This is a genomic window from Cryobacterium sp. Hz7 (genome assembly GCF_004402815.1).
Classification (GTDB): domain Bacteria; phylum Actinomycetota; class Actinomycetes; order Actinomycetales; family Microbacteriaceae; genus Cryobacterium; species Cryobacterium sandaracinum.
This window is the reverse complement of record NZ_SOFB01000052.1, coordinates 85350-99602: the sequence shown is the minus strand read 5'-3', so window position 1 is coordinate 99602 and position 14253 is coordinate 85350. Positions and strand designations below refer to the sequence as shown.

Here is a 14253-nt window from a genome sequence, read left to right as displayed (position 1 = left end):
GCCCACTGCGGTCAGCTTTCAGACGGTCAGTCGAGCCGCTTGACCATCCGGGTGTTGCCGAGCGTGTTCGGCTTGACCCGGGCCAGGTCGAGGAACTCGGCGACACCCTCATCGTGCGAGCGCACGAGCTCGGCGTACACTTGCGGGTCGACCGTTTCGGAGCCCATGTCGGTGAAGCCGTGCCGGGCGAAAAATGGCACCTCGAAGGTCAGGCAGAAGAGTCGGCTGAGCCCGAGCTCGCGAGCATCCGCTTCGAGCCGGTCCATCAGCGCGTGGCCGACGCCGTGGCCGAGCCGGTCGGCGGTCACGGCGAGGGTGCGCACCTCGCCCAGGTCCTCCCACATCACGTGCAGGGCGCCGCAGCCGATCAGAGTGCCGTCGGCATCCTCGACCACCCGGAATTCCTGCACCGCCTCATAGAAGACGACGCTTTCCTTGCCGAGCAGAATGCGCTCCTGCACCAGCGGCGCCACGAGCGCCTGGATTCGGGGCACATCGGTGGTGCGTGCCCGGCGCACCAAAAACTCCTGCATTCGCTGCCCACCGATCTCTCTCGGTTCACTCACGCGAACCAACCAGCTCAGTCTAGGCAGCTGTGGGGGGAGCGAATTCGACGGAGATTTTGCCGAACCTGCCCGTTTTGAGCCTGAAACAGGCCCGCAGGAGCAAAATCTCCGCCGAATTCGTCAGGGAGTCGGGGCCGGGCGAGCACGAGACAGGGCCCGGCGGATGTTTCCGCCGGGCCCTGTCCAACGGGTTACCGCTACTCGCTGGTCACCGCGAGGTCGGGTGAGCCCGGCCCCGTGCCGATTGCGGCCGTGGTGTTGACGCCGACGGCTACGGCGGAGGCGCGCACCGTCGTGGTGAAGATGTACTCCCCACCCACGTAATCCACGTGCACGTGGTCGCCGGCGTTGAGCTCGCCCTGCAGGATCTTTTCCGACAGGCGGTCCTCCACCTCGCGCTGGATCGCACGGCGCAACGGACGGGCACCGAGTGCGGGGTCGAAGCCGACCTCGATCAAGTGCTCCTTCACGGCGAGGGTCAGGTCCACGGTCATGTCGCGGTCGAGCAGGCGCTCGCTCAAGCGCTTGATGAACAGGTCCACGATCTGGAGCAGTTCCGGCTTGGTCAGCTGCGGGAAGACGATGATCTCGTCCACGCGGTTGAGGAACTCGGGCTTGAAGTGCTTCTTCAGCTCCTCTTTCACCTTGCCGCTCATCCGGTCGTAACCGGTGGACGTGTCACCCTCGAGTTGGAAACCGACGGGCGCGCCGCTGATGTCCTTGGTGCCGAGGTTCGTGGTCATGATGATCACGGTGTTCTTGAAGTCGACGACGCGACCCTGGCCATCCGTCAATCGGCCCTCTTCAAGAATCTGCAGGAGCGAGTTGAAGATGTCAGGGTGGGCCTTCTCGATCTCGTCGAACAGCACCACGGAGAACGGCTTGCGGCGCACCTTCTCGGTGAGCTGGCCGCCCTCTTCGAAGCCGACGAACCCGGGAGGGGCGCCGAACAGTCGGGACACGGTGTGCTTCTCGCCGTACTCACTCATGTCGAGGGAGATCATGGCGGCCTCGTCGTCGAAGAGGAACTCGGCGAGCGCCTTGGCCAGCTCGGTCTTTCCGACGCCGGTGGGGCCCGCGAAGATGAACGAACCGCTCGGGCGCTTCGGGTCCTTCAGTCCGGCACGGGTGCGACGGATGGTTTTGGCGAGCGCCGAGATGGCCTCTTCCTGACCGATGACGCGCTGGTGCAGCGCCTTCTCCATGAAGACGAGCCGCGAGGACTCCTCCTCGGTGAGTTTGAAGACGGGGATGCCGGTGGCCTGGGCCAGAACCTCGGCGATCAGGCCCTCGTCGACGACGGCGGTCGTCTTGACGTCGCCCGACTTCCACTTCTTCTCGAGGCGCAGACGCTCGCCGAGGAGGTTCTTCTCCTCGTCGCGCAGGCCGGCGGCCTTCTCGAAGTCCTGCTCCTCGATGGCGGTCTCCTTGGCGGCGCGCACCACGGCGATCTTCTCGTCGAATTCGCGCAGCTCGGGCGGGCTGGACAGGATCGACAGGCGCAGGCGGGCGCCGGCCTCGTCGATCAGGTCGATGGCCTTGTCCGGCAGGAACCGGTCGGAGACGTAGCGGTCGGCCAGGTTCGCCGCGGCCACGAGAGCGCCGTCGGTGATCGAGACCTTGTGGTGCGCCTCGTACCGGTCGCGCAGCCCCTTGAGGATATTGATGGTGTGGGGCAGAGACGGCTCGGCCACCTGGATCGGCTGGAAGCGTCGCTCGAGCGCGGCATCCTTCTCGAAGTGCTTGCGGTACTCGTCGATCGTGGTGGCACCGATGGTCTGCAGCTCGCCTCGGGCGAGGAGAGGCTTCAGGATGCTGGCCGCGTCGATGGCGCCCTCAGCGGCACCGGCACCGACGAGGGTGTGGATCTCGTCGATGAAGATGATGATGTCGCCGCGGGTGCGGATCTCCTTGGTGACCTTCTTCAGCCGCTCCTCGAAGTCACCGCGATAGCGGCTTCCGGCGATGAGCGAGCCGAGGTCGAGCGAGTAGAGCTGTTTGTCTTTCAGCGTCTCGGGTACATCGCCCTTGACGATGGCCTGGGCGAGACCCTCGACGACGGCGGTCTTGCCGACTCCGGGTTCACCGATCAGAACCGGGTTGTTCTTGGACCGGCGGGACAGGATCTGCATGACCCGCTCGATCTCCTTCTCGCGCCCGATGACCGGGTCGAGTTTGTTGTCGCGGGCGGCCTGCGTGAGGTTGCGCCCGAACTGGTCGAGAATCTGGCTGCCCGCCGGACCGCTCGCCTGCTCGTTCGCGCCGACCTGCACCTGCTCCTTGCCCTGGTAACCAGAGAGGAGCTGGATGACCTGCTGGCGCACCCGGTTGAGGTCGGCGCCGAGCTTGACGAGCACCTGGGCGGCAACGCCTTCACCCTCGCGGATGAGGCCGAGCAGAATGTGCTCGGTGCCGATGTAGTTGTGGCCGAGCTGCAGTGCTTCGCGCAGGCTCAGTTCGAGAACCTTCTTGGCGCGCGGCGTGAACGGGATGTGCCCCGTCGGCTGCTGCTGGCCCTGACCGATGATGTCCTGCACCTGCTCACGCACGGCGTCGAGGGAAATACCCAGGCTCTCGAGGGCTTTGGCCGCAACTCCCTCGCCTTCGTGGATCAGGCCGAGCAGGATGTGCTCAGTACCGATGTAGTTGTGGTTGAGCATTTTGGCCTCTTCCTGGGCCAAAACAACGACGCGTCGAGCTCGGTCGGTAAATCTCTCAAACATGTGATCGCTCCCTTGGCGCCAGGGCAGTTGTGGCGCCGATACATCGAGAGTAACGAGCGAACCCTGAAATGAGTGCCTCTGTTCGCCGCAGGCGTGACGGATGTCGTCGCGCACCGGCTCCGACCTCGTCACCTTCGGCCGATTTCGGAAGGTGTGGCGGGCGATCTCGACCGCACGTGGCGGGCGATCTCGACCGCACGTGGCGGCCTCGTCGGCCGAACAGGTGGTGACCTCGGATGCGTTCGCAACCGCCTAAGAAGAGGCGCTGCGGCTCAGCCAGACGCAGGTCATCGCCGCGCTGCAGGCCGCCAGCTATGCCGACCGCATCATCCTCCTGGCCGATGGTCGCGTGGTCGATGACCGCGGCCGGTCCACCGCCGAGCAAATCAGCACCATGTTGCCGAGCATGGAAGCACGATCGGCGCGGTGAGACGACGGAGGGCCGTGATCCGGGGCACCGACGGTCCGATGACGGTCGGGCTGCTGCCCCCCGGAATTGCGGGTGCACGGAATCGTCGGACTGCGTGTCGCAGACGCCTCGATTATGCCCTCGGCAATGTCCGGCAACACGGATGCCGCCGTCGTCGCCATCGCGGAACGCGCTGCTGCCCTCATCCCGGGTAGCCGTGCGGCGGCGCACGCGCGGATACCCAACGAAGGATCGATTGGCCTACTCCGGCTTGAGGATGACTTTGGTCCAACCGTTGGTGCGTTCGCCAAAGTTCTTGTAGGCATCCGCGGCTTTGCTGAGGGGGATCTCGTGGGAAACGATCCAGGATGGCTTGGCTTTGCCCGCGGCGATCAGGTCGCGCAACTGCCGATTGTACTTCTTCACCGGGCATTGTCCGCTGCCTATGCTTTGACCCTTAAGCCACTGCAGGCCATAATCAATGGCAAGTTTGCCCTGCTTGGCGTTATCGTCGAAGCCGCCGGGATCTGCCGGAAGGAAGACTCCGACAACGCCGATTCCCCCGGTGATGCGCACGGACTGGATCAGCCGATTCAGAGTCATGGCGGGATCTTCGGTGCCCTGGGGGTCGTGGGCCTGATAACCCACGCATTCACATCCCCGGTCCGCGCCGATACCCTTGGTCTGGTCCAAAACGAACTCAACCGGGTCCGTCTTCGAGTCATCAATGGCGATCGCACCGATCTGCTCGGCGAGGGCCAGCCGGTCAGGGCGTCGATCCACGACCCAAACTTTACTCGCGCCCTTGATCGTGGCGGACAGGGCGGCCATCAGTCCGACTGGACCCGCACCGTAAATCACGACCGTGTCACCGGGGATCACTCCGGCCATCTCGGTAGCGTGGTAACCGGTAGGGAAAATGTCCGACAGCATCACGTAATCGTTTTGCTTTTCTACCGCGTCTTCACCCAGGCGCAAGCAGTTGTTATCGCCGTAGGGCACACGCAGCATTTGGGCCTGCCCGCCGGGATACGGACCCATGCCAGCGAAGCCGTAGGCGGCGCCCGCGCCGACCGGGTTTGGTTGAGTGGTCATGCAGTAGTTCGTGAAACCGCGTTCGCAATTCTTGCAAAACCCGCAGGAAATATTGAATGGCAGCACGACCCGATCGCCGACCTTGACGGCGTCGACGCCGTTCCCGATCTCGATGACCTCACCCATGTTCTCGTGACCAAAGGTGCGCCCGACCTCGAAATCGGTGCGTCCCTCGTACATGTGCAAATCGGAACCGCAAATATTTGTCGCTGTGATGCGAACAAGAACGTCAGTGGGGCGTTCGATCTTGGCATCCGGAACGTCTTCAACGTTGACCGCGTTGGGGCCTTTATAAACGACTGCTTTCATTTCTTTCACTCCCTAAATTTTGACCATGAAAGACGGAAGATCCGCCCTCACTTTCGGAGGTGCATTTACGGTGAATGTCCGGGCAGAGTCTCAGGCTGCGCGGAAAATGTGCATATCCCAGATCTATCACGATCGCACATGACCCGCCACTGCGAGGATGCGACCGAATTCGGGTTGCGCGTTGCCCCCTGCCAGCGCCAGGGGTGCCTCGTCGACACCACGAGGTGGGCACCGAGGCATTCTCTCTTACGACGGAACGGCCGCTAGCCGTTCGGCTATCGGGCGTTCAGCGACCCCCGCGTCAGAACGTATGTGAAATCGTCGGTCAAGCGCTATTGTCCCGGTTTGGTCATTCGGCGACGCGAGTCGCGTCAATTCCGGAGCGGTCTGCATAGCTGGTCGATTGCACGAACCGTCCAGGAGGCGCGCGTTGAGCCGGATGGCTCAAGGACGTTCAGGTTCATTCCAGAGTTGAACGCATCCGGCGGACAGGTCATTGGTTCGACGGCGAGTCCAATTCTGTCGATCGAGGGTACTAATTGATCAGCCGTATGCACCTGAACCCAAGGGCATTCGGGACCCCAGATCATTTCCACTCCACTGCCCGCGGTCGTCGTCAATCGAAGTGTCGCCATGCCTTCATCGTCCCGGTCGAAGCCAGTGAATGCATGGTCGATGAAGGTGTCATCGATAGTCCGCGGCGTGCGAAAGTCAAACACGGCAAGATCACCAGCATCGAGATCACAGAGGTGAAGGGGAATGAGGCGGTCATGAGTCACGGTCAGGATTCGCTGGGCTGCGAGCTCCAGCGTCCAGTCGTTGACGCGGCCATCGCCGGCAACAAGGTACGGGTGCGGAGCGACGCCAAAAGGGGCGGAATTTGGACCGGCATTCACTGCCGTAACTGCCGTTCGAAGGCCACCGGCGTCAAGCGCAAAATCCACCTCCAGCGTCACCCGGTGGGGGTATCCAGGCTGCGCTTCGACGGTTGCCGCGAGGACGAGCCGATCGGCCGCCTGCCTGACCACTGCAAAGTTCAACCAGGACACGAGTCCATGGAGAGCGTGACCCCTCGACGGCTCGGTGATGCTGAGCTGTTGCTCGACACCACCGAATGTGTACTTTCCATCCACGACTCGGTTCGGCCACGGCGCCAGGATGGCGCCGCGAAAGAAGGGTCGCACCCCAATTGGGTTACTCGGGGGTCAGGACCCGAGGAATGTCGGCGTCCCATTCGGTCTCGGCAACGTGAAGTGCGCGGTACGTGTAGTCCGTGTCCCACCCGTGGAAGACGAGATAGTCCTTGCCATTCAGACCAAAGACCAGGTCTTGGCCACCAGGGCCGCGATATAGGCCCCCCGACCCTTCGGTCGAGAGGATCGGACCCGTTTCCTTCGTCCACGGGCCATCGATTGAGGCAGCCGTTGCAGCACCGACCGCATATCGGTCGTCTCCGTAGGAGTTAGCGGAGTAGAGCATCAGGAGTCCTGTACCTCGGACCACAATGGTGGGAGCCTCGACAAGGTTGCCCTCCCAATCCTCGGTTTGCTTCAGGATCCTGATGGGATCGCCCGTGATGCTGAGCCCGTCGGGAGAGAGCGTGGCCGCCTGAATCCAGGTGTCGAGGTCGCAACAGTTACCGTCATTTATCCAGACGAGGTACAAGGCGTCGTCGATGAGCACGGTGCTTGCATCGATCGCGCCGCCTTCGTCTTCTGGACAGATGATCATGGCGTCGCTCTGAACGATGAACGGTCCGGCCGGGTCGCTGGCAGTGGCTACACCAATGCACTGCAGCGTTGGCGCAAAATTCGTCGCCGTGAAGTACATGACGAATGAATCATCGGCGAGTCTCGTCACCTCAGGCGCCCAGGTCTTTCCCGGAATAATCCAGCTTGGGAGATCCGGCAACGCGTCCGGTAACACCTCCCAATCGAGGAGATCGGTGGAGGAGGCGACCTGCACGTTGCGGTTGTTGTCGTTGGTGGCATACGCGAAATAAGTGCCGTCGACCTCCACCACGTCGGGGTCCGCGAAATTCGTGTTGAGTACCGCAGCGCCTGCTGCGGTAGACGCCGGAGGTGCCGAGTGCTCCGGAGCCGCCGTGCAGCCACTCACCGCGAAGGCGGTCATGATGGCTCCAGCCACACACGCTACCGCTGCGCGGCGAGCAGAGGTCAACACGTGCTATCCCTTCACTCCGGAGCGAGAAACGCCCTCGATGATAAAGCGCTGGAGGAAGATGAACAGCGCCAGCACGGGCACGCTCGCGACAACCGCGCCGGCCATCAAAAGGTCGTAGCGCACCGCATTTGCGGACTGAAGCGTGGACAGTCCAGCTGGCAGTGTTTGTATCTCCGGGCTGAACAAGACGTAGACGGGCCAGAGGAAGTCGTTCCAGTTGCCGAGGAAGGCGAGCAGCGCGAGTGTTGCAAGTGCGGGTTTGGCGAGCGGCAGAACCACTTGCATGAAGATGACGAATCGGTTCGCCCCATCGAGCCGGGCGGCCTCCTCTAACTCGATCGGCAGGCCGACGAAGAACTGTCGCATGAAGAACACTCCGAATGCGGACGCCGCCGTGGGAATGATGATCGCGACGAGCGAGTTGAGCCACCCCAGTTCGCTCACGATGAGGTAGTTGGGAATCACCAGGATTACCGGCGGCACCAGCAATGTCGCGACGATGATGACGAAGACGAAATTCTTGCCGCGAAACTGCATTCGTGCGAGCGGATACGCCGCCAATGACGCCGTGACGACGACGAGCGTGGCATTGAGGGCGGCTGCGACCATGCTGTTTGCGAACCATTGCAGCACCGGAGTCGCAGTCCCGGGAGCGAGGATAGACGCGAAAGCTTGTACGGAAATCGGATTGGGAATCCACGCCGGTGGAATAGCCGTTGCGTCAGCCCGGGTCTTGAAGCTGGTCACGATCATGAAGATGATCGGGCTGATGAACGCGATTGCGATCGCGCCGAGAACGACGACCCGAGTGATTGTGCCACTCCGTCGACGTGCACTGCGTGCACGGGAACCGGCACTGATCCTGGTCGTGAGAGCGTTCACGAGCGCACCTCCTTCTTGAGCTTCTTGGGCTGTTTCTCGCGAAAGATGTAGAAGACAAAAGCACTGATCGCCATGAGGAATACGGTCAGGACATAACTCATCGCTGCGGCGCTGCCCATCTGAAAGTTGCGCAGACCCGCGTCGGCGATCTGATATATGGCCGTGCGCGTTTCACGTCCGGGGCCGCCCTGAGTCATGAGATAGGACTGGCCAAACATGTTGGCGGATGCAAGAAGGGTGATGATCGTGATGAACGAGAGGATGGGCTTCAGCCCGGGGATCGTCACGTGCAGGAACTGCATCCACGGTCCGGCCCCATCAACACGTGCGGCTTCGTAGAGTTCGATCGGGATGTCCTGAAGGCCGGCAAGGTAAATGACGGCGTTGAATCCGAGCGTCCACCAGACGGTCACTCCCACGAGCGCGACCCAGGCCGCGGGCGTCGTTGTTGTCCAAGCGGTGTCATCCGGAAGTCCTAGGAGTCCCAGATAGTGATTCACCAGCCCGATGTTGTTGTCGAGCAGGTATCGCCACAGCACCGAGATGACGGCGACGCCGAGTACGTAGGGGGCGAAGTAGATTGCTCGGAGAAAGTCCCGTCCGGGAAACTTCCTGCTCATGAGTAAGGCAACGGCGAGCGGGACGATCAGGAGCAATGGCACGCTGAGTACCATGAAGATGCCGGTGGCCCGCATGGACCCCCAGAACGGGCCAAAAACCGTCGATCCGGGTGAGAACAAGGCGACGTAGTTGTCGAGGCCGACAAAGGGTTTGTTCGGCAACGTGTAGTCCCAGGAATGAAGACTGATCCACACCCCTAAAACTGCCGGGAGGACGACGAAGCTGCCAAACAGAAGCAGGTAGGGGGCAAGGAATAGCCAGGGGGTGGCTACCCCCTGCCGCCGAGTGCCCGCTCGCACTCCACGATTCTTCTGCGACTCCGGGTCGGAGGCCGAGGGGCGGCGCGCCCTCCCCATGGGGAGGGCGCGCTCACCGACCTTCGTCGACACTGGTCAGTCCCCGAACGAGGCTTTGTTGTCGGCCATGAGTTTCGTCGCCGTGCCGGCGGCTTTTTTGAGCGCGTCACTCGGCGTCGTCGTTCCCTGAACCCCGTCGGCGACTGCGATTTCGAGGGTCTCGGCCTGAACCCCACCGATCCCGGGAATGGGCGGCAAGAAACGCATCGAATCGATCGTTGCCGCGATTGCTTCCTGCGGCAGGCCGTCGAGGGCACCCGCATCACGCACCGACTGGCGAGCGGGGATCATGCCCGAGCCTGCCCACTCGGCGGACTGCTCGCTCATCCAGGCGATGAACACCTTCGACGCGTTGACCTTGTTCTGGTCCGCGTTTGCCTGGCGGGGAAGGAAGAAGTTATGGGAGTTGGCCCATACGGCATCCGTGTCACCAATTGTGGGGACCGGGGCGACCGCGTAAGGCAGACCGGACTCGGCGAGATCGTTGATCTGCCAGATGCCGTCCCATGTGATCGAGGTCTCACGATTCTTGAAGGCGACGTACTGAGAGTCGATGGCGACGTCACTCGGGCTGTAACCGTCGTCCACGATGGAGCGCTGCCACTCAAGTGCCTCTACCCCGGCTGCTGAATCAAACGTTGCCCCGTCGTCACCATATGGTTCACCGTCGTTCTGCCACAGCACGGAGAGGTTCATGAGGTGGCTCGGCCACCGCGTCGGCATCCAGAATGGAGTTTCGTACCCAGCTGCTTTGAGCTTGTCGAGCGCATCCTGGAAGGAAGCCGCGTCGGTCGGGGCACCTTCGATCCCAGCGGCGGCGAAATGTTCGGTGTTGTAGTACATGGCCAGTGAATGCACATCGAGCGGAATGCCGTATCGGGCGTCCTTATAGACGCCGGCACTCCAGACTTCGTCGGTGAAGTCATCTGACGTGAGACCCAAGTCCTCGGCGAGATCGTCGATCGGTACGATGACGTTTCGCGCGGCATTCGACGCGAGCTGGTCCAGGTGCATCACGCCGACGTCGGGACCCTCGCCGGCGGTCACCGCTGCGGGCAGTCTCTGGTAGAAGTCGGTCCACTGCATCGTGTTCGAGACAACCGTGATGTTGTCATGCTCAGCATTGAAGTCGGACACCATCTTCTCCATGAACGGACCGTCCCCGCCGGTGAAGCCGTTCCAGTAGGACAGCTCCACTTCAGGTCCGGTGTATTCACCGGTGAAGGGCTCACTCGCCGCCTGCCCGGTTCCGCCCGCAGAGCATCCGGCCAGTACCAGCATGAGTGCGGCACCGAGAGCTGTGGCCCCAATCACTCGCCGCCCCAGGAAGTCTTTCTGCTTCATGATCGTTCGTCCTCCTCATCGAAAACATCGCTCCGCGACTCATGCGCGAAGCGGGCCGCCCATTCCCCGCACCAATCGGAGCGGCAGACGAGCGCCTTCCGTCAATGTACAGCGCTAGAAAGATGTTTGTCTAGTCTGCGAGGATCCGCGACAAACGCCGTTTCCAGCGCCTGGCCACAGTCGCCTTAGGATGGACCGGACGGGACGGGACAAACATGGCAAGGGTTCGACTAATAGACGTCGCGGAGCTCGCGGGCGTATCCATGAAGACCGTCTCAAACGTCGTTCACAACTATCCTCACGTGGCCCCGGCGCTCCGCGAGAAGGTGCAAGCGGCAATTGACCAGCTCGGCTACCGACCCAACCTTACGGCGCGGCGTCTGGCTACCGGAAGAACCGGAATGATCGCCCTGGCAATCCCCGAAATCGACCACCCGTACTTTTCGGAACTCTCCCGTCACATTGCCGAAGAAGCAACTCGACGAGGATACCGAGTCATCATCGAGCAGACCTTGAGCGATCCCGTCGCGGAACGGGCGGTACTCAGCGATCGGGAGGCTGGGCTGGTCGACGGCGTGATCTTTCACCCCGTCCGCATGGAATCGCTCGACATTGCGAAGCTCGATCCTGGCACTCCGCTGGTCTTGCTCGGCGAGGCGGCCATGCCTGTCATGACAGACCACGTGATGATCGACAACATCTCGGCCGCTCTCGATGCCACGCGGCACCTCTTAGCGAGAGGATGTCGACGCATCGCTTTTCTCGGTGTCATAGCGGCGGACATCACTGGTTCGACGAATCAGCGCCTTCTCGGCTACCAACAGGGTCTCCTGGAGGCCGGGGTCCAGCTGGATCCTGAGCTGGTATTCACGGCCTTGGAATTCACGGCTGAAGCAGGCCTTCGTTCGGTTGCCGAGGCGATTGAGCGCGGGGTGTGTTTTGACGGCGTGGTCAGCCGCGACGACCGGTTTGCGATCGGAGCATTAAAAGCCCTCCATGATTCCGGGCGATCGGTACCCGCAGATGTGGCCGTGGTCGGTTGGGACAACACCTTCCTGGCCGCGTACACGTCCCCGACACTCACCTCCGTGGCGCCGAGGAAGACCGCTATCGCCGCGGCTGCTTTCGATCTCCTCGAGGAACGAATCGCTGGATACCGGGGGGTTGGCCGCCACAGGATCGTGGGGCATTCACTCGAGGTGCGCGAGAGCGCTCCATTTGCTCCTTGACGCCTCGACTGACACTCAGACTTTACAGCGCTGTAATTTGGCGGCATGATTGCGGTATGCCGCGTTCTCTCCCGATTTCTGCCAGTGCCCAGGGTGGCGTGTATCCCCGCCCGCAACTTGTCCGCCCGAATTGGCACGATCTCGCCGGCGAGTGGGCATTCGAACACGACGATCACGACATCGGCAGAAGCGAGAAGTGGTTCGCAAACCCTGCATACCTTGGCCGGGTCATCACTGTTCCGTTTCCGCCTGAGTCGGAGATGTCAGGAATCGCCGAGCCGGGCTTCCATCCCGTTGTCTGGTATTCCCGCATCATCAGCCCCGAAGACGTGGCCGCGAGCGGACTGTCCCGCGGGCGTGACCGAGTGGTGTTGCATTTTGGGGCGGTCGACTACCGCGCATCTGTGTGGATCGATGGCCAGTTCATCGGGTCTCACGAGGGCGGCCAGACGCCATTCTCCTTTGACATCACCGAAGCTCTGTCGCCCCAAGAGGACTGCGTGCTCGTGGTTCGTGCCGAGGATGACCCCCACGACGTAGCTCAGCCGCGGGGCAAACAGGATTGGCTTGAGGATGCGCACGTCATTTGGTACCACCGCACTACGGGGATTTGGCAACCGGTCTGGCTCGAGTCTGTGCCGGATCAGCGCATCACGGCACTGCGTTGGATTCCAAACGTGCCGGCTGGGGACGTCGCGATCGAGGTGGAGCTGACGCGGCGACCGGCGCCGAGCGTTACTGTTCAGGTGGAACTGTCCATCGCGGGCGAAATTCTCGCCCGGCAGTCTTTCTTGGCCGTTGAGCCGCGATCACAGGCAACCATTCAGATTTCTCGGCAGGCGAACGGTCAGGCCTGTGAAGCTCTCCTCTGGTCACCGGAAAACCCACGACTGATTGACGCGCATGTCTCGATCATTGCTGACGACGGAAGCATTCTCGACGAGTCTTTCTCCTATTTCGGGCTTCGCAGCGTCGGTGTCGCGGGCGGCAGGTTCCTGCTCAATGACCGACCGTACTTCGTACGATCGGTGCTGGAGCAGGGCTACTGGCCGCAGTCGCACCTCGCTGCGCCCTCGGCCGAAGCTCTGCGAGCCGAAGTGGAACTCATCAAGGCCCTCGGGTTCAACGCCGCGAGAATCCATGAAAAGGTCGAGGACCCTCGATTCCTCTATTGGGCGGACCGGCTCGGCTTGCTCATTTGGGGTGAAATGGGCAGCACCTACGAGTTCTCTTCGGAGGCAGTATCGCGAGTCACCCGCGAATGGACCGAAGTAGTGCGCCGCGACCGATCGCATCCGTCAATCGTCACCTGGGTTCCCCTCAACGAGAGTTGGGGTGTTCAACAGATCGCACACGACGACGCCCAGTTGAGCTTCGCCCAGTCGCTCTACCACCTGACTCGCGCGCTCGATCCGAGCCGCCCCGTCATCTCCAATGACGGCTGGGAACACGCCATATCTGACATCCTCACAATCCACGACTATGCCGGCACGGCCGAGCAGCTCGACGCCAATTACAAGGACATCGACGCCATCCGATCCCTCGTTGCGGGTATGGGTCCGGCAGGCCGTCGCCTGCAGCTCATCCCCCGCGAGGTCGATGGCCAGTCGATCATGGTCACTGAATTCGGCGGGGTCAGCTTCGCGCCCGATGCTGCCGATGACTCGTGGGGCTACACGACAGCGACAAGCCATGAGGACTTCGAAAATCGTGTATCAGGTCTCGTGGGAAGCCTTCGGGACAACCCGATCCTCTCGGGCTTTTGTTACACCCAGCTGACGGACACAATGCAGGAGACCAACGGCCTGACCGACGCGAACCGGGAGCCCAAACTGCCGATCGCCGTCATTCGCAGCATCGTATCCGGGGAGAACGCACCCCTTCCCCGGGTGGCGCGGGTCGCTGCGTCGAGCCTGCACCCAGCCACCGGCTGAGGACGACTACGACCGGCTCCACGCACTCGATCTCAGTGAGTGCACGCAGGTATTGAGATCGGGCGTGGAGTTGTGCCTCTGCTCGAGCTTCAGCGAGTCCGACGACGGCCGCACAGGCGGCCGTGGCGACGATGTCCAGCAGGTACCCGGAGACGGCGCTTTCGAACCGCGCGCCCCGGGTTCGGAACCAGCCAAGTCGACCGGCATAAAGCCCCTGTGCGGGAGAAAGATTTGTGCGATCACCTCGACCCGGATCTGCGTCGCCAGGTGAGCCAGGAAGAAAACCAGAGCAATCACGCCGTCAGAACGGATGCTCCGCAGCACCGTGAGCAAGAACATGAACGTGGCGAGAAAGAGCGCAAGCGTACTATGCACACACGCCTCTGCACGGGCACCGGCCAAAAACACGTTTCACCCGCGCCCCCGAACGAATTCGACGGAGATTTTGGCAAAAGCGGTTAGGTTAGCTCGAAAAACCTCCCTCTTTCCCAAAATCTCCGTCGAATTGGTTCACCACCGAACCGAGCTCCTGGTCGTGCGGTCTCCGGCTCGTGAACGCCTGTTGGGCACGTCGCGCATCGTCGAGGGAGTGCCCCCTCGA

11 protein-coding genes and 1 pseudogene are annotated in these 14253 nt (G+C 62.1%); 4 read left to right on the top strand and 8 right to left on the bottom strand.

Going from position 1 to position 14253, the window contains the following annotated elements; translation table 11 throughout:
* Positions 1–26: 26 nt before the first annotated feature.
* Together E3N86_RS12575 and E3N86_RS12570 are read right to left on the bottom strand one after the other, a co-directional pair.
* Positions 27–533, bottom strand: a complete 507-nt coding sequence (locus E3N86_RS12575) for an amino-acid N-acetyltransferase (RefSeq protein WP_104102407.1) — start codon at positions 531–533, stop codon at positions 27–29.
* 230 nt (positions 534–763) lie between these two features.
* The gene (locus E3N86_RS12570; protein WP_104102410.1) at positions 764–3289 is read right to left on the bottom strand and encodes an ATP-dependent Clp protease ATP-binding subunit; all 2526 of its coding nucleotides are present in this window, start codon (positions 3287–3289) and stop codon (positions 764–766) included.
* 490 nt (positions 3290–3779) lie between these two features.
* Here E3N86_RS12570 and E3N86_RS17665 point away from each other — a divergent pair.
* Positions 3780–3881 (top strand): annotated as a pseudogene (locus E3N86_RS17665) (GMC oxidoreductase); the annotation flags it as partial.
* A gap of 78 nt (positions 3882–3959) precedes the next feature.
* Here E3N86_RS17665 and E3N86_RS12560 read toward each other — a convergent pair.
* The 6 genes from E3N86_RS12560 to E3N86_RS12535 all read right to left on the bottom strand — a co-directional run bounded on the left by E3N86_RS12560 (position 3960) and on the right by E3N86_RS12535 (position 10489).
* The gene (locus tag E3N86_RS12560) at positions 3960–5102 is read right to left on the bottom strand and encodes a glutathione-independent formaldehyde dehydrogenase (RefSeq protein WP_104102415.1); all 1143 of its coding nucleotides are present in this window, start codon (positions 5100–5102) and stop codon (positions 3960–3962) included.
* 371 nt (positions 5103–5473) lie between these two features.
* Positions 5474–6286, bottom strand: coding sequence for an aldose 1-epimerase family protein (locus tag E3N86_RS12555; RefSeq protein ID WP_255453072.1), 813 nt, complete (start codon positions 6284–6286; stop codon positions 5474–5476).
* A gap of 10 nt (positions 6287–6296) precedes the next feature.
* The gene (locus tag E3N86_RS12550) at positions 6297–7235 is read right to left on the bottom strand and encodes a glycoside hydrolase family 43 protein (protein WP_134512091.1); all 939 of its coding nucleotides are present in this window, start codon (positions 7233–7235) and stop codon (positions 6297–6299) included.
* 54 nt (positions 7236–7289) lie between these two features.
* The gene (locus E3N86_RS12545; protein ID WP_104102706.1) at positions 7290–8039 is read right to left on the bottom strand and encodes a carbohydrate ABC transporter permease; all 750 of its coding nucleotides are present in this window, start codon (positions 8037–8039) and stop codon (positions 7290–7292) included.
* A 125-nt stretch (positions 8040–8164) separates the two neighbouring features.
* Positions 8165–9088 carry a carbohydrate ABC transporter permease gene (locus E3N86_RS12540; RefSeq protein WP_241986078.1) on the bottom strand — a complete coding sequence of 308 codons (924 nt, stop codon included), beginning with the start codon at positions 9086–9088 and terminating at the stop codon, positions 8165–8167.
* Positions 9089–9181: 93 nt separating this feature from the next.
* Positions 9182–10489, bottom strand: coding sequence for an ABC transporter substrate-binding protein (locus E3N86_RS12535; protein ID WP_134401783.1), 1308 nt, complete (start codon positions 10487–10489; stop codon positions 9182–9184).
* Positions 10490–10704: 215 nt separating this feature from the next.
* On the opposite strand from E3N86_RS12535, the gene E3N86_RS12530 reads away from it, so the two are divergent.
* The 3 genes from E3N86_RS12530 to E3N86_RS12520 all read left to right on the top strand — a co-directional run bounded on the left by E3N86_RS12530 (position 10705) and on the right by E3N86_RS12520 (position 14114).
* Positions 10705–11718: a LacI family DNA-binding transcriptional regulator gene (locus E3N86_RS12530; RefSeq protein WP_104102425.1), complete on the top strand. Its 1014-nt coding sequence runs from the start codon at positions 10705–10707 to the stop codon at positions 11716–11718.
* Positions 11715–13652 carry a glycoside hydrolase family 2 protein gene (locus E3N86_RS12525; RefSeq protein WP_370295482.1) on the top strand — a complete coding sequence of 646 codons (1938 nt, stop codon included), beginning with the start codon at positions 11715–11717 and terminating at the stop codon, positions 13650–13652. Before E3N86_RS12530 ends, E3N86_RS12525 begins: the two co-directional genes overlap by 4 nt.
* 216 nt (positions 13653–13868) lie before the next feature.
* A complete protein-coding gene (locus E3N86_RS12520) occupies positions 13869–14114 on the top strand; it encodes a hypothetical protein (RefSeq protein ID WP_134512090.1) in 246 nt (81 codons plus the stop codon).
* The last annotated feature ends 139 nt before the right edge of the window (positions 14115–14253 follow it).

What these genes read in the sequence shown, in the direction of transcription:
- E3N86_RS12575 (WP_104102407.1), bottom strand. Translation starts at nt 533, where the DNA reads ATGCAGGAGTTTTTGGTGCGCCGGGCACGCACCACCGATGTGCCCCGA.
- E3N86_RS12570 (WP_104102410.1), bottom strand. Translation starts at nt 3,289, where the DNA reads ATGTTTGAGAGATTTACCGACCGAGCTCGACGCGTCGTTGTTTTGGCC.
- E3N86_RS12560 (WP_104102415.1), bottom strand. Translation starts at nt 5,102, where the DNA reads ATGAAAGCAGTCGTTTATAAAGGCCCCAACGCGGTCAACGTTGAAGAC.
- E3N86_RS12550 (WP_134512091.1), bottom strand. Translation starts at nt 7,235, where the DNA reads ATGACCGCCTTCGCGGTGAGTGGCTGCACGGCGGCTCCGGAGCACTCG.
- E3N86_RS12545 (WP_104102706.1), bottom strand. Translation starts at nt 8,039, where the DNA reads ATGATCGTGACCAGCTTCAAGACCCGGGCTGACGCAACGGCTATTCCA.
- E3N86_RS12535 (WP_134401783.1), bottom strand. Translation starts at nt 10,489, where the DNA reads ATGAAGCAGAAAGACTTCCTGGGGCGGCGAGTGATTGGGGCCACAGCT.
- E3N86_RS12530 (WP_104102425.1), top strand. Translation starts at nt 10,705, where the DNA reads ATGGCAAGGGTTCGACTAATAGACGTCGCGGAGCTCGCGGGCGTATCC.